Here is a 15890-nt window from a genome sequence, read left to right on the forward strand (position 1 = left end):
CGGGCGCATCACCCGGACACCATCACATCATTCCCATGACGTGCCCGGCGGGCAAGGGACGGAGGTCCTACTTCTTCGGAGCGAGCTGCTCGATGATCGCCTGCGAGACGTCCTTCATCGTGAGGCGGCGGTCCATCGACGCCTTCTGGATCCAGCGGAACGCCTCGGGCTCGGTGAGGCCCATCTTCTCGTTGAGCAGGCCCTTCGCCCGGTCGACGAGCTTGCGGGTCTCGAACCGCTCGACGAGGTCGCCGACCTCGGCCTCGAGCGCGATGATCTGGGCGTGCCGGGCGAGGGCGATCTCGATCGCGGGCAGCAGGTCGTTGGGGGTGAACGGCTTCACCACGTAGGCGAGGGCACCAGCCTCGCTGGCACGTTCGACGAGTTCCTTCTGACTGAACGCCGTGAGGAGCACGACCGGGGCGATGTGGCCCTTCGAGAGGCGCTCAGCCGCCGAGATGCCGTCGAGCTGCGGCATCTTCACGTCCATGATGACGAGGTCGGGGCGCAGCTCGGTCGCGAGCGCGACCGCGGTCTCACCGTCGCCGGCCTCGCCGACGACCTCGAAGCCGTTGTCGCGGAGGATCTCGACGATGTCGAGGCGGATGAGCGACTCATCCTCCGCCACGACGACGCGGCGCGGCGCCGGCTGGGTCTGTTCGCTGTCAGTCACGCAGGAAAGCCTACGGTATTCTGAGCGAGCCCCCTGGCCGGTGTGGCGGAATGGCAGACGCGGAGCACTCAAAATGCTTTGCCCGAAAGGGCGTGTGGGTTCGACCCCCACCACCGGCACCGAGACGAATCACGCGAGGTCGATGACGAGGCATCCGTCGCTGTCCTCCCAGAGCGCACGGGTGCCGAGCGCGGCGCATCGCCGTGCCATCTCACGGGCGATCTCGGCGGCCTGCCGGCCGGCGCGGCGAACCTGGAAGTCGACGATCTCCGTCGGATGCAGTCGCAACTCGATCGGCAGCGCGCCGTCGGTGTGCAGCACGAACACGAACGCGCGATCGTTGCGCTCGACGGGATCCACGGCGTAGTCGTCGACGAAGTCGCCGGTGCCGTACAGGATCGGCCGGCCGCGGTACACCTCCACGCCGCGCACGATATGCGGCGAGTGCCCGAACACCACGTCGGCGCCCGCATCCACGAGCGCGCGCCCGAACCGCCGGTGGCTGCGCGGCACCTCGACGCCCCAGTTGCCGCCCCAGTGCGCCGACACGATGACGAGGTCGGCATCCTCCCGTTCACGGGCGACGTCGTCGAGCAGCGCACGAGCCCGGGCGTCGCCGAGAACGACCGGCAGGTGGCGCACGCCGGGCCGGTCGACGTCCGCCTCCCATCCGGGTTCGTTGTCGGTGAAGGCGAGCATGGCGATCGTGAGGTCGGCGCGGCGGAGGACCGCCGAGCGGCGCGCTGCGGCGGCATCCGGCCCGGCACCGGCGAAGCGGATGCCGCGCGCGGCGAGCGTCTCGAGCGATTCGAGTGCCGCATCCGTGCCGAAGTCCAGCACGTGGTTGTTCGCCACCGACACGAGCGCGAAGCCCGCCGCCTCGAGGCTCTCCACGGCACGAGGATCGGCACGGAAGTGGAACGTCTTGCCTGGCCACGGTCGCCCGTCTTGGGCGATCACGCACTCGAGGTTGCCCACGAGCACGTCGGCACCGCGCAGCAGCGGCAGCGTGTCGCCCCACGGATACTCGACCGGCCGCCGGCGGAGTTCCTCCGCCACCAGCCGGCCGAGCATCACGTCACCGACGAAGGCGATCTCCATTGATCCTTCTCCGCCGGGGCCGGGGACGCTCCTACAGCACCTCGCCGACGACGTGCACGCGCACGTCGTTGGTGGTGCCGGGGATTCCGGGAGGGGAACCCGAGATGATGACGACCTTCTCGCCCGCCTCGGCCATGCCGGTCTTGGCCAGCACCTCGTCGACCTGTCCGACCATCTGGTCGGTGTGGGTGACCCGGGCGACGACGAACGACTCGACGCCCCAGTTCAGCGCCATGCGTCGCCGGATCGCCGGGTACGGCGTGAATGCGAGGATCGGGATGACCGAGCGGATTCGGGACATCCGCCTGACCGATTCGCCCGTCTCGGTGAAGACGCACAGGTACTTCGCCTGCACGAAGTCGGCCACCTCGACGGCCGCGAGCGTGATGGCGCCGGCCTGCGTGCGCGGCTTGGTGCCGAGCGGCGGGATGCGCTCGAGACCGTGCCGCTCGGTGGACTCGACGATGCGGGCCATCGTCTCGACCGTGACGACGGGGTACTCCCCCACGCTCGTCTCGCCGGAGAGCATCACGGCGTCGGCGCCGTCGAGCACGGCGTTCGCGACGTCCGAGGTCTCGGCGCGGGTCGGCACCGGGTTGTGGATCATCGACTCGAGCATCTGCGTCGCCACGATCACCGGCTTGGCGAGGCGACGGGCGATCTCGACGGCGCGCTTCTGCACGATCGGCACGGCCTCGAGCGGCAGCTCGACGCCGAGGTCGCCGCGGGCGACCATGATGCCGTCGAACGCTTCGATGATGCCCTCGAGCGCCTCGACGGCCTGCGGCTTCTCGATCTTGGCGATGACCGGTACGCGCCGGCCCTCCTCCTCCATGATGTCGTGCACGCGCTCGATGTCGTTGGCGTTGCGCACGAACGAGAGCGCGATGAGGTCGGCGCCGAGCTCGAGGCCCCAGCGCAGGTCGGCCTCGTCCTTCTCCGAGAGCGCGGGCACGTTCACGGCCACGCCCGGCAGGTTGATGCCCTTGTTGTTCGACACGGGTCCGGCGACGATGACTCGGGTCGTGACGACCTTGGCGTCGACCTCGACGACCTCGACCCGCACCTTGCCGTCGTCGATCAGGAGGTGGTCGCCGGGCTCGACGTCGTTCGGCAGGCCCTTGAACGTCGTGCTGACGATCTCCTTGCTGCCCACGATGTCTTCCGTCGTGATCTTGAAGATGTCGCCCTCGGCGAGCTCGTAGGGGCCGTCGGCGAACTTCCCGAGGCGGATCTTCGGCCCCTGGAGGTCGACGAGCACGGCGACCGCGCGTCCGGAGTCGTTCGCGGCCTTCCGGATGTTCTGGTAGACGCCCTCGTGCACGTCGTACGTGCCGTGGCTGAGGTTCATCCTCGCGACGTCGACGCCCGCATCGATGATCGCGCGGATCTGCTCGTAGCTCGACGTCGCCGGCCCGAGGGTGGCCACGATCTTCGCACGTCTCATGTGGTGTGTTCTCCCGATTTCTGCGCCGTGGCGCGGGGTGGTGGAGGGGCGCCGTCGGGCGCCGGGATCAGATGGAGAATGCCCGCGCGTTCGCCGGGATCGGGTGCGGGAGTTCGGTTTCGCCTTCAAGGTACCGGTCGACGGCGGATGCCGCAGCCCTGCCCTCGGCGATCGCCCACACGATGAGCGACTGCCCGCGTCCGGCGTCGCCGGCGACGAAGACGCCCGACTGCGAGGTCTCGTAGTCCGCGTCGCGCTCGATGTTGCCGCGATCGGTGATCGGCAGCTGCAACTGCTCGTCGAGGCTGCGGGTCTCGGGGCCGGTGAAGCCCAGCGCGAGCAGCACCAGGTCGGCCGGGATCTCGCGCTCGGTGCCGGCCTTCGGCACCCGGCGGCCGTCGAGGTACTCGGTCTCGGCGAGCCGGATGGCGCGAACCTCGCCGACCTCGTTCGCGAGGAACTCGACTGTCGACGCGAGGTACTGGCGGTTGCCGCCCTCCTCGTGGGCGCTCTGCACCTCGAAGATGGTCGGATGCATCGGCCACGGCTGCTCGGGCGGGCGCGTGGCGCTCGGCTCCTTGCCGATCGCGAGGTTCGTCACCGACAGCGCGCCCTGGCGGTGGGCCGTGCCGATGCAGTCGGCGCCCGTGTCGCCGCCGCCGAGGACGACGACGTGCTTGCCCTCGGCCGTGATCTGGTCGAAGACGGGATCGCCCGCGACGGCGTGGTTCGACTGCGTCAGGTACTCCATGGCGAAGTGCACGCCGGGCAGGTCTCGTCCGGGGATCGGCAGGTCGCGCGGCACCATCGCACCCGTCGCGATGACGACGGCGTCGTAGCGCTCGCGCAGCTGCTCCCATGAGATGTCGACGCCGATCTCGACCCCGGCCCGGAAGCGCGTGCCCTCTGCCGTCATCTGCGCGAGGCGCTGGTCGAGGTGCTTCTTCTCCATCTTGAAGTCGGGGATGCCGTAGCGCAGCAGGCCGCCGATGCGGTCGTCGCGCTCGTAGACCGCGACGGTGTGACCCGCACGGGTGAGCTGCTGGGCGGCGGCGAGGCCTGCGGGTCCGGAACCGACCACGGCCACCGTCTTGCCGGTGAGGCGCCCGGGCGGCTGCGGCTGGACCCAGCCGTTGCCCCACGCCTGGTCGATGATCGAGACCTCGACCTGCTTGATGGTCACGGCGGGCTGGTTGATGCCGAGGACGCACGCCGACTCGCACGGAGCCGGGCACAGCCGTCCGGTGAACTCGGGGAAGTTGTTCGTCGCATGCAGGCGCTCGATGGCGGCGCGACCCTCGCCGCGCCACATGAGGTCGTTCCACTCGGGAATGAGGTTTCCGAGCGGGCAGCCCTGATGGCAGAACGGGATGCCGCAGTCCATGCACCGGCCGGCCTGGCGGCGCAGCTGCGCCGGGTCGCCCTGCTCGTAGACCTCTTTCCAGTCCATGATGCGCACGGGCACCGGCCGCCGCTTGGGCAGCTCTCGCTCGGTGACCTTCAGAAAGCCCTTGGGGTCAGCCACCCGTCACCTCCACGCAGTCCATGGGCACAGCTCGAGTCCAGACCACCGTCGTGTCAGCCACCCGTCACCTCCACGCAGTCCATGGGCACAGCTCGAGTCCAGACCACCGTCATGTCAGCCACCCGTCACCTCCAGGATTCTTGTCCAGACCACGTCGCCGTCGGGGTCGAGCCCCTCGTCGACCGCGCTCTGGCGGGTACGGAGCACTGCGGCGTAGTCGCGCGGCAGCACCTTGGTGAAGCGGTCGAGCGCCGCGTCGCCCTCGGCGAGGAGCACGGCTGCGACCGACGAGTCGGTGGTCTCGAGGTGCTGCTCGAGCAGGTCGCGCACGATCTCGCGATCGGCGCTGCCGAGCGGCAGCAGTTCGAGCTCGCCGGCGTTGAGCGACTCCCGGTTGACGCGACCTTCGCGGAGGTCGAGCACGTATGCCGTGCCGCCCGACATCCCGGCGCCGAGGTTGCGACCGGTCGCGCCGAGGATGAGCGCGAGGCCGCCGGTCATGTACTCGAGCGCGTGGTCGCCGACGCCTTCGACGACGGCGGTCGCACCCGAGTTGCGCACGAGGAATCGCTCGCCCACGATGCCGCGGATGAACATGCTGCCTCGCGTGGCGCCGTAGCCGATGACGTTGCCGGCGATGACGTTGCGCTCGGCGACGAACCCGCTGTCACGCGGCGGCCGCACCACGATCTGGCCGCCCGACAGGCCCTTGCCGACGTAATCGTTCGAGTCGCCCTCGAGTCGCAGCGTGATGCCGCTCGGCAGGAACGCGCCGAACGACTGACCGGCGGATCCGTTGAGGGTGATGTCGATCGATCCCGGCGGCAGTCCGTGCTCGCCACGATGCACGGTGACCTCGTGGCCGAGCATGGTGCCGACGGCGCGCTCGGTGTTCTTGATGGGCAGCGCGATCTCGACGCGGCCGCCCTCCTCGATCACGATGCGACTGCGCCGGATGAGCTCGTTGTCGAAGTGCTCGTCGAGCTCGTGGTCCTGCGCGCGGAAGTTGCGGCGCGGCTCCGATTCGCCGAAGTCGGGGCCGATGAGCACGGGCGACAGGTCGAGGCCCGAGGCTTTCCAGTGCTCGATGGCGCGGTCGACGTCGAGGAGCTCCCGGCGGCCGACGATCTCGTCGATCGACCGGAATCCGAGCGCGGCGAGGTGCTCGCGCACCTCCTGCGCGATGAACTCGAAGAAGTTCACGACGAACTCGGGCTTGCCGGAGAACCGCTTGCGCAGCTCGGGGTTCTGCGTGGCGACGCCGACCGGGCACGTGTCGAGGTGGCAGACGCGCATCATCACGCAGCCCTGTACGACGAGCGGTGCCGTGGCGAAGCCGAACTCCTCGGCACCGAGCAGCGCACCGATGACCACGTCGCGACCCGTCTTCAGCTGGCCGTCGACCTGCACGACGACCCGGTCGCGCATGCCGTTGAGCATGAGCGTCTGCTGCGTCTCGGCGAGGCCGAGCTCCCACGGCGTACCCGCGTGCTTCAGCGAGTTGAGCGGGCTCGCGCCGGTTCCGCCGTCGTGGCCGGAGACGAGGATGACGTCGGCGAGCGCCTTCGCGGTGCCGGCCGCGACCGCGCCGATGCCCGACTGGCTCACCAGCTTCACGTGGATGCGGGCCTTCGGGTTGGCGCGCTTCAGGTCGAAGATGAGCTGCTTCAGGTCTTCGATCGAGTAGATGTCGTGGTGCGGCGGCGGCGAGATGAGGCCGACGCCGGCGGTCGCGTGGCGTGTGCGGGCGACCCACGGGTACACCTTCGCGGGCGGCAGCTGACCGCCCTCGCCGGGCTTGGCGCCCTGGGCGAGCTTGATCTGGATGTCGTCGGCGTGCGTGAGGTACATGCTCGTCACGCCGAACCGTCCTGAGGCCACCTGCTTGATGGCACTGCGGCGCTCGGGATCGAGGAGCCGGTCGAGGTCCTCGCCGCCCTCGCCCGTGTTCGACTTCGCGCCGAGCCGGTTCATCGCGATGGCGAGCGACTCGTGCGCCTCCTTCGAGATCGAGCCGTAGCTCATCGCGCCCGTCGAGAAGCGCTTCACGATGGACTCGACCGACTCGACCTCGTCGATCGGCACCGGCGCACGTGTGCCCGTGCGAAGCGCGAACATGCCGCGGAGGGTCATCAGCTGCTCGGCCTGCGAGTCCACGAGCGACGTGTACTCGCGGAACACGTCGTAGCGGCGGTTGCGCGTCGAGTGCTGCAGGCGGAACACGGTCTCGGGGTTGAAGAGGTGCGGCGAGCCGTCGCGGCGCCACTGGTACTCGCCGCCGGTCTCGAGGCGCTCGTGCGCCCGCACGGCGACGTCCTCAGGGTAGGCCGAGGTGTGCCGGTGCAGGTTCTCGGCGGCGATGACGTCGAGCCCGACCCCGCCGAGCTTGGAGGTCGTGCCGGTGAAGTACTCGTCGACGAAGTCCTGCGCGAGCCCGATGGCCTCGAACGCCTGGGCGCCGGCGTACGACGCGATGGTCGAGACCCCCATCTTCGACATGATCTTCAGCACGCCCTTGCCGAGCGCCTTGATGACGTTGTGCACGGCGTCTTCGGGGGTGAGGCCGGTGATGACGCCCGAACGCACGAGCTCCTCGCACGTCTCCATGGCGAGGTACGGGTTGACGGCCGCGGCGCCGTAGCCGACGAGGAGCGCCACGTGGTGCACCTCGCGGACGTCGCCGGCCTCGACGATGAGACCCGCCTTCATCCGGTTCTCGGCGCGGATGAGGTGGTGGTGCACGGTCGACAGCATGAGCAGCGACGGGATCGGCGCGAGGTCCTTGTTGGAGTCGCGGTCGCTCAGCACGATGAAGGCGGCGCCCTCCTCGATGGCCTCGTCGACCTCGCGGCAGATGGCCGCGAGGCGGTCGCGCATCGCGTTCGGTCCTTCGTCGAACCGGTACAGCCCGCGGATGGTCACGGTCGTGCGTCGGCCGGGTGCCGGGTCGATGTGCACGATCTTCGCGAGCTCGTCGTTGTCGATCACGGGGAACGACAACGACACCTGGCGCGCGTGCTCGGGCCCCGCGGAGAGCAGGTTGCGCTCGGGGCCGACCGACGAGCCGAGCGAGGTCACGACCTGCTCGCGGATCGAGTCGAGCGGCGGGTTGGTCACCTGCGCGAACTGCTGCGTGAAGTAGTCGAAGAGCAGCCGCGGCCGCTTCGAGAGCACCGCCACCGGCGTGTCGGAGCCCATGGCGCCGAGCGGCTCCTGCCCGGTCTTCGCCATGGGCGCGAGGAGGATCCGCACCTCTTCCTCGGTGTACCCGAAGGTGCGCTGGCGACGGTTCACCGAGGCCGGCGGATGCACGATGTGCTCGCGCTCGGGAAGGTCGGCGAGGCGGATGCGGCCCTCTTCGAGCCAGTCGCCCCATGGTTCGGATGCCGCGAGCTGCGCCTTGATCTCGTCGTCCTCGATGAGGCGACCCGCCTCGGTGTCGACGAGGAACATGCGGCCCGGCTGCAGCCGGCCCTTGCGCACGATGCGGCTCGGCTCGATGTCGAGCACGCCGATCTCGCTCGCGAGCACCACGAGCCCGTCGTCGGTGACGAGGTAGCGGCCGGGACGCAGTCCGTTGCGGTCGAGGGTCGCGCCGACGAGCGTGCCGTCGGTGAAAACGATGGCGGCCGGGCCGTCCCACGGCTCCATGAGCATGGAGTGGTACTCGTAGAACGCCCGGCGTTCCGGGTCGATCTCGGTCTGGTTCTCCCACGCCTCCGGCACCATCATCATGACCGCGTGCGGCAGGCTGCGCCCGGCGAGGGTGAGCAGCTCGACGACCTCGTCGAAGGAGGCCGAGTCGCTCGCGCCTGGTGTGACGATGGGCAGGATCGGCGAGAGGTCCCCGAGCACCTCCGACTCGAGCTGCGACTGCCGCGCACGCATCCAGTTGCGGTTGCCCTGGATGGTGTTGATCTCGCCGTTGTGCGCGATCATCCGGAACGGCTGCGCGAGCGGCCACGACGGGAAGGTGTTGGTCGAGTACCGCGAGTGCACGAGGGCGAGCTTCGACGCGAACCGCTCGTCGGAGAGGTCGGGGTAGAACGGCTCGAGCTGCAGCGTCGTGACCATGCCCTTGTAGACGAGGGTGCGGCACGAGAGCGACGCGAAGTAGAGGTCGAGTTCGCGTTCGGCGCGCTTGCGGAACCGGAACGCGAGCCGGTCGAGCGCGATGCCCTCGAGGCGCTCGCCCTCGGACGTGCTGGCGACCGACTGCACGAACAGCTGCTGCACCGCGGGCATGGCGGCGCGGGCGAGCGTGCCGAGCTCGTCGGGCCGCACGGGCACCTCGCGCCATCCGATGACCTCGAGCCCCTCGGATGCCGCGAGTTCGCCCACCCGGCGCTTGACGCTCGACCTGGCGGTCGGGTCGACGGGGAGGAACGCGTTGCCGACCGCGTACGACCCGGCCTCGGGCAGCGGGAAGGACGCGACGGCGCGGAGGAACCCGTCGGGCACCTGGGTGATGATGCCGGCCCCGTCGCCCGTGCCCGCGTCGGAGCCCACCGCGCCGCGGTGCTCGAGGTGACGGAGCGCGTCCAGCGCGGACGTGATGATGTCGTGACCCGCCGTGCCTCGCAGGGTGGCGACCATCGCGAGGCCGCAGGCGTCCTTCTCTGCGGCAGGGTCGTACATGCCCTGCGCGTCGGGAACGAGACCGAACCGCGAGAAGGGAGGAGTGAGCGACACGTGGGACCGTCCTCATCAACTAGGTGTCAGCGGGGGACGTCGTCGGCCCTAGGAAGGGAAGTCACGACGCATGGTGCGGCGTCGCGTCGGAGAACGTGCGATCGAGGCCCTACGAAGAGGTCGACCGGCTCGAGCTTGTGGCTGCCGTCTTGCCTGCGGTGTTCTCACCCTCGACGCCGTCGTCGAGAGAGTCGGAGTCGGAGTCGGACTCGGTATCGACTGAGTCTACCTCAGCGTCGGGCCCCTTCCATTCACGTCCGGGAACGTACGGGCTCGGCTCGTCGCCGGTGTGCCTGCGGCGCTGCACCACGAAGATGACGATGCCCAGCAGGATGGCGGCGAACGAGGCCCAGACGTTCGAGCGGATGCCGAGGAACATCTCGCTCGGGTCGACGCGGATGGACTCGAAGAACGAGCGGCCGACACCGTACCAGATGAGGTAGACCGCGAGCGCCTTGCCCCAGCGGAGGTTGATCCTGCGCTCGAGGAGGATGATGAGCGCGGCGCCGGCGAGGTTCCAGATGATCTCGTAGAGGAACGTCGGGTGGAAGAGCGTGCCCTCGGGGAGTCCGGCGGGGAACGTCGGGTTGTCGAACGGGATCTCGAGACCCCACGGCAGGTCGGTGGGCGCGCCGTAGAGCTCGTGGTTGAACCAGTTGCCGAGGCGACCGGCGGCCTGGGCGACGAGCAGGCCGGGCGCGAGCGCGTCGGCGAACGACCAGAAGCGGATGCCCGTCATGCGGCAGCCGATCCAGACGCCGACGGCGCCGCCGATGAGCGAGCCGTAGATGGCGTTGCCGCCCTCCCAGATGTTCCAGATCGCGCCGGGCTGGAACGGATTCCAGACGTTGGCCCCCTCGTAGAAGTAGTCGTCGGGGTGGGTGAGCACGTGGAAGATGCGGGCACCGATGATGCCGAGCGGCACCGCCCAGAGCGCGATGTCGAGCACGACGCCCGGCTCGGCGCCTCGCCTGGTGAGCCGGCGCGAGGTGATCATCACCGCGAGGATGATGCCGAGCAGGATGCACAGCGCGTACGTGTGGATGTTCAGCTGCAAGCCGAAGAGGTTGACTTCCCAGACCTGCCACTCGGGGTCGGGGCTCGGGATGCTGAGCGGAGCGATCACTCGGGCTGCTGCCTTTCGTCGGGAGACCGTCGGCCCGCTTGGGCCTCAGTCAGCGTACTTCACTCGGACCGCGTGCCGCGCGCCAGTTCGGCCGCGAGCGCGCCGGCCGCCTGGACACCGCCATCGGCGAGGGCCTTGACGAGCGCGGAGCCCACGATGGCGCCGTCGGCGTACTCGAGCACCTCGGCGACCTGCGCCGCGGTGGAGATGCCGAGGCCGACGCAGCTGGCCGGCGCCCCGGCCTCCTTCAGGCGGCCGACGAGCGTGCGTGCGGCCTGGTCGACGTCGCTGCGCGCGCCCGTGATGCCCATCGTGGAGACGGCGTACACGAAGCCGCGGCTCGCCTCGACGGCCTGGCGGATGCGCTCGTCGGTCGAGGTCGGCGCGGCGAGGAACACCCGGTCGAGTCCGGTGCGCTCGGAGGCCGCGATCCACTGGGCCCCCTCGTCGGGGATGAGGTCGGGCGTGATCAGCCCGGCCCCGCCCGCCGCGGCGAGGTCGTCGGCGAAGCGGTCGACGCCGTACTGCACGACGGGGTTCCAGTAGGTCATGATCAGCACCGGGGCATCCGTGCGCTCGGTGACCCGGCGAACCGCCTCGAAGCCGTCGGCGAGCCGGAAGCCGTTCGCGAGGGCCTGCTGGGTCGCCGCCTGGATGACGGGGCCGTCCATGACGGGGTCGGAGTACGGCAGGCCGAGCTCGAGCACGTCGACGCCGTTCTCGACGAGCGCGACGGCCGCCTCGACGCTCTCGTCGAGCGTCGGGAACCCGACGGGGAGGTAGCCGATGAGCGCGCCGTTCGCCTCGTCGTTGCGGCGCCGGATGACGGGTCCCACGGTTCTCAACTCGGGTTCTCCTCGTCGTAGAGCTCGAAGTACTTCGCGGCCGTGTCCATGTCCTTGTCGCCGCGCCCGGAGAGGTTCACGAGGATCGTGGCCTCTGGGCCGAGTTCGCGGCCGAGGTCGATCGTGCCTGCCAGCGCGTGCGCCGACTCGATGGCGGGGATGATGCCCTCGGTGCGCGAGAGCAGCCGCAGGGCGTTCATGGCCGCGGCATCCGTCACGGGGCGATAGTGGGCGCGGCCGAGGGCCGCGAGCCAGGAGTGCTCGGGACCGACGCCCGGGTAGTCGAGTCCGGCCGAGATCGAGTGCGACTCGACGGTCTGGCCGTCTTCGTCCTGCAGGAGGTAGCTGCGCGCGCCGTGCAGCACTCCCGGGCGCCCCATCGTGATGGTCGCCGCGTGCCGCTCGGTGTCGACGCCCTCTCCGCCGGCCTCGAAGCCGTAGAGGGCGACGTCGGCGTCGTCGAGGAACGCGTGGAAGATGCCGATCGCGTTGGAGCCGCCGCCGACGCAGGCGGTGACGGCGGTGGGCAGGGCGCCCGTGAGGTCGAGCACCTGCTGACGCGCCTCCTCGCCGATGATCTTCTGGAAGTCGCGCACCATCTCGGGGAACGGGTGCGGCCCCGCGACGGTGCCGAAGATGTAGTTGGTGGTCTCGACGTTCGTGACCCAGTCGCGCATCGCCTCGTTGATGGCGTCCTTCAGCGTGCGCGACCCGGCCGTGACGGCCACGACGTCGGCGCCGAGCAGTCGCATGCGGGCGACGTTGAGGGCTTGACGCTCGGTGTCGACCTCGCCCATGTAGATGGTGCACTCGAGGCCGAAGAGGGCCGCGGCGGTCGCCGTGGCGACGCCGTGCTGGCCGGCGCCCGTCTCGGCGATGACGCGATGCTTGCCGATGCGCTTGGTGAGCAGCGCCTGCCCGAGCACGTTGTTGATCTTGTGCGAGCCGGTGTGGTTCAGGTCTTCGCGCTTCAGGATGACGCGTGCACCGCCGGCGTGCTCGGCGAACCGGGGCACCTCGGTGATGATCGACGGGCGCCCCGTGTAGCTGCGCCCGAGCTCGGCGAGCTCGGCGCCGAAGGCGGGATCGAGCTTCGCGAGCGTGTAGGCCTCGCTCAGCTCGTCGAGGGCGGCGACGAGGGATTCGGGCACGAATCGCCCGCCGAAGTCGCCGAAGTACGGACCGGTCTGCGCTCTGAGCGCCATGTCACACCGCCAGGAATGCTCGGAGATTGGCTACGGGGTCGCCCGTGACGAGCGCCTCGCCCACGAGGACGACGTCGGCGCCGGCCGCGCGATAGTGGGCGACGTCGGCGGCCGACTGCACGGCCGACTCGGCGACGCGGATGGCCCCGTCGGGGAATCGGTCGGCGAGCCGACCGAAGAGGTCGCGGTCGAGCTCGAACGTCGACAGGTCGCGGGCGTTCACGCCGATGAGCTGCGCACCCAGGGCGGCCGCGCGGTCGAGCTCCTCGGCGGAGTGGGTCTCGACGAGCGGGGTCATGCCGAGGTCGACGATGAGGTCGAACAGCTCGCGCAGGGTCGCGTCGTCGAGCGCGGCGACGATGAGGAGCACGAGGTCGGCGCCCGCCGCGCGCGCCTCGAACACCTGGTACGGCGTCGAGATGAAGTCCTTGCGCAGCACCGGCAGCGCCACGGCGGCGCGGACCGACTCGAGGTCGGCGAGCGAGCCGCCGAACCGGCGTCCCTCGGTGAGCACGCTGATGGCGCTCGCACCGCCCAGCTCGTAGCTGCGCGCGAGCGCGGCCGGGTCGACGATGGGCGCCAGCGCACCGCGCGAGGGGCTCGACCGCTTGATCTCGGCGATGACCTTGACGCGCTCGCCGGGCCGCAGGGCCTCGAGCGCGTCGAGCGCGGGCTGCCGCAGGAGGGCCTCGCGTTCGACGTCGACGAGCGGGCGCGCCGCACGGCGCGCCTCAGCGTCGGCGACCGCGTTCGCCGTGAGCTCGGAGAGCACGCGTCAGTGCGCCTTCGGCGTGACCTTGTCGCCGCCGACCCCGTAGCCCGCGCGGGCGAGGATCCAACCGACGAGGAGGCCGACGACGAGCAGTGCGGCGCACGCCCAGACGAGCCACTGCACGTCGAGGAAGAAGGCCACCGTTCCGATGGTGATGGCGATGAGCATGATCGTGACGGCGGTCCACGCCGCGGGCGAGTGTCCGTGGCCGGGATCAGCGGTCTCAGTGCTCATTGGTGCTCCTTCGTGACGGGGATTCGTCCGCCAGTCTAGCGGCTGCCTCAGCCTCGGCTGTCGCCCGGCCGCGGTTCGTCGGTCGGGTCGACGGTCGGCTCCTCGGTCGGCTCGTCGGTGGGGTCGTCGCCCCGACTGAGCTCGTCCCAGTCGTCGATGGCCCGGTCGGATGCCGCGCGCTCGCGCCGGCCGCCGGAGGTCCCGCCTGCGGTGTCGACGAGGCGGGCCGCGCGGTAGCGGCGCGACGAGGCGGGCCAGCGCGTACCGGTCGCGAGCACGAGCACGCCGGCGGCAACGAGCAGGATGCCGCTGAGGAACGCCACGGCGGGCCACGGAGTGGGCACCGCGGCGGCCACGAGCTCGGCCGTCGGGCCGGAACCCGAGACGCCCGTGGCATCCGTCACCGCGGCCGACACCGCACCGACGGGGTCGCCGGCACTGAGACCCGCGGCCAGGAGCACGCTGCCGCCGAGCACCACCTCGAGGACGCCGAGGACGACGCGGATCGCGGGGCCCGCGATCGCGAGCGCCGCGACGAGGGCGAGGCCGGCCAACCCGAGCGCCGCAAGGGCCGGCGAGGCGACGCTGCCGGGCACGGTGATGATCTCGCCGGTGCTGCTCGCCGCTGCATCCGCCAACTCCACCTCGAACCAGGTCTGGCTCCACGAGAGCAGCGCGAGGCCGGCGCCGGCGACCGACACCAGGATCGCGGGCAGCTTCATGCGGGCGGCGCGCACGGTCACCCGACCCTGCGAAGCGCGTTCGCGACGGCCACGGCGCGCAGAGGTGCCGCGGCCTTGTTCTGCGACTCCTGGAACTCGGACTCGGGCACCGAGTCGGCGACGAGGCCGCCGCCCGCCTGCACCCTGGCCACGCCGCCCGAGATGGTCGCCGTGCGGATGGCGATCGCGAGGTCGGCGTCGCCGCCGAAGCCGAAGTAGCCGACGACGCCGCCGTAGAGGCCGCGCTGCGCCGGTTCGAGTTCGTCGATGATCTCGAGGGCGCGCGGCTTCGGCGCGCCCGAGAGGGTGCCGGCGGGGAACGTCGCCCGGAACACGTCGACCGCGTTCCGTCCGGGCTCGAGATCGCCCTCGACGCTCGAGACGAGGTGCATGATGTGGCTGAACCGCTCGACGCGCATGAACTCGGTCACCTCGACCGACCCGGCGATGCACACCTTCGCGAGGTCGTTGCGGGCGAGGTCGACGAGCATGAGGTGCTCGGCCTGCTCCTTCGGGTCGGCGATGAGCTCGGCCTCGAGGTCGGCGTCCTCCTCGGGCGTCGCGCCGCGCGGCTTGGAACCTGCGATCGGATGCGTGAACACGCGGCCGTCCTGCACCTTCACGAGCGCCTCGGGCGACGATCCGACGATCCAGTACGGCTCGCCCGCCGGATCGTCGAGGTGCAGCACGTACATGTACGGGCTCGGGTTGAGGCTGCGGAGCACCCGGTACACGTCGAGCGGGTGCGCGGCGACCTCCTGGTCGAACCGCTGCGAGATCACCACCTGGAAGATGTCGCCCTCGCGGATGTACTCCTTCGACCGCTCGACCGCGGCGAGGAAGTCGGCCTTCTCGGTGCGGTGGCGCGGCGCTGCCGGCACGGCGAGGTCGATCTCGGCGAGCCACGCCTCGGACGGACGGGCGAGGGCCCGCTGCATCCGGTCGAGGCGTTCCTGCGCGCCGGTCCACAGCGCCTCGGGCGCCTCGTCGCCGTCGTTGAGCACGGAGGCCACGAGCTGCACGGTGCCGGTGCGGTGGTCGATGACCACGAGCTCGGACACGAAGCTGAACGCCTGTCCCGGCATCCGGTAGTCGGCCGGGGGCCGGTTCGGCAGGTACTCGATCTGGCGGATCGCCTCCCAGCCGATGAACCCGACGAGGCCGCCCGTGAGCGGCGGCGCACCGGGCACGTCCTCGGTGGCCCAGCGCTGGTGCAGCGCCTCGAGCGCGGCGAGCGGCGCGAGGCCGGCGGCATCGCCGAGCGCGCGCTCGGCGGAGAGCCCGTAGTCCTGCCACTCGACACGTCCGTCGTGCTCGGTCAGCACGCCGTAGGAGGACGCACCGACGAACGAGTACCGCGACCAGATGCCGCCCTGCTCGGCCGACTCGAGGAGGAACGTGCCGGGCCGCCCCTCGGCGAGCTTGCGGTAGATGCCGACGGGCGTCTCGCCGTCGGCGAAGAGCTCCCGCGTCACGGGCACGACGCGTCGGCCCCGAAGGAGACCGGTGAACTCCTCGAACGTGGTGGTGGACCCTGGCACGCGGATC

12 protein-coding genes and 1 tRNA gene are annotated in these 15890 nt (G+C 70.6%); 1 reads left to right on the plus strand and 12 read right to left on the minus strand.

What is annotated here, in order from left to right; genetic code table 11:
- Positions 1–67: 67 nt before the first annotated feature.
- Positions 68–673 (minus strand): ANTAR domain-containing response regulator, encoded by a 606-nt coding sequence (locus tag ACVFI9_RS11220; protein ID WP_474762311.1) that lies wholly within the window; start codon positions 671–673, stop codon positions 68–70.
- A 36-nt stretch (positions 674–709) separates the two neighbouring features.
- On the opposite strand from ACVFI9_RS11220, the gene ACVFI9_RS11225 reads away from it, so the two are divergent.
- Positions 710–792, plus strand: a tRNA-Leu gene (locus tag ACVFI9_RS11225).
- A gap of 10 nt (positions 793–802) precedes the next feature.
- Here the strand turns inward: ACVFI9_RS11225 and ACVFI9_RS11230 are convergent.
- From ACVFI9_RS11230 to ACVFI9_RS11280, 11 genes are all read right to left on the minus strand, one after another.
- Complete coding sequence (locus ACVFI9_RS11230; RefSeq protein WP_474762312.1) at positions 803–1774, minus strand: CapA family protein; 972 nt, start codon at positions 1772–1774, stop codon at positions 803–805.
- Between the two features lie 31 nt (positions 1775–1805).
- A complete protein-coding gene (gene pyk, locus ACVFI9_RS11235) occupies positions 1806–3221 on the minus strand; it encodes a pyruvate kinase (RefSeq protein WP_474762313.1) in 1416 nt (471 codons plus the stop codon).
- 67 nt (positions 3222–3288) lie between these two features.
- Positions 3289–4746 carry a glutamate synthase subunit beta gene (locus tag ACVFI9_RS11240; RefSeq protein WP_474762314.1) on the minus strand — a complete coding sequence of 486 codons (1458 nt, stop codon included), beginning with the start codon at positions 4744–4746 and terminating at the stop codon, positions 3289–3291.
- Positions 4747–4860: 114 nt separating this feature from the next.
- On the minus strand, positions 4861–9384 hold the full coding sequence (gene gltB, locus ACVFI9_RS11245; RefSeq protein ID WP_474766240.1) for a glutamate synthase large subunit: 4524 nt from the start codon (positions 9382–9384) through the stop codon (positions 4861–4863).
- A 163-nt stretch (positions 9385–9547) separates the two neighbouring features.
- On the minus strand, positions 9548–10564 hold the full coding sequence (gene lgt / locus ACVFI9_RS11250; RefSeq protein ID WP_474762315.1) for a prolipoprotein diacylglyceryl transferase: 1017 nt from the start codon (positions 10562–10564) through the stop codon (positions 9548–9550).
- A gap of 59 nt (positions 10565–10623) precedes the next feature.
- Positions 10624–11409 (minus strand): tryptophan synthase subunit alpha, encoded by a 786-nt coding sequence (gene trpA, locus ACVFI9_RS11255; protein WP_474762316.1) that lies wholly within the window; start codon positions 11407–11409, stop codon positions 10624–10626.
- Complete coding sequence (trpB, locus tag ACVFI9_RS11260; protein ID WP_474762317.1) at positions 11406–12614, minus strand: tryptophan synthase subunit beta; 1209 nt, start codon at positions 12612–12614, stop codon at positions 11406–11408. The genes trpA and trpB overlap by 4 nt, the downstream gene beginning before the upstream one ends.
- A 1-nt stretch (position 12615) precedes the next feature.
- Positions 12616–13386, minus strand: a complete 771-nt coding sequence (trpC, locus tag ACVFI9_RS11265; RefSeq protein ID WP_474762318.1) for an indole-3-glycerol phosphate synthase TrpC — start codon at positions 13384–13386, stop codon at positions 12616–12618.
- A gap of 3 nt (positions 13387–13389) precedes the next feature.
- Positions 13390–13620 carry a DUF6704 family protein gene (locus ACVFI9_RS11270; protein ID WP_474762319.1) on the minus strand — a complete coding sequence of 77 codons (231 nt, stop codon included), beginning with the start codon at positions 13618–13620 and terminating at the stop codon, positions 13390–13392.
- A gap of 47 nt (positions 13621–13667) precedes the next feature.
- The gene (locus tag ACVFI9_RS11275) at positions 13668–14363 is read right to left on the minus strand and encodes a Trp biosynthesis-associated membrane protein (protein WP_474762320.1); all 696 of its coding nucleotides are present in this window, start codon (positions 14361–14363) and stop codon (positions 13668–13670) included.
- Complete coding sequence (locus ACVFI9_RS11280) at positions 14360–15883, minus strand: anthranilate synthase component I (protein WP_474762321.1); 1524 nt, start codon at positions 15881–15883, stop codon at positions 14360–14362. Before ACVFI9_RS11280 ends, ACVFI9_RS11275 begins: the two co-directional genes overlap by 4 nt.
- Positions 15884–15890 lie beyond the last annotated feature (7 nt).

This window comes from Agromyces sp. NSFZ, from assembly GCF_056156205.1.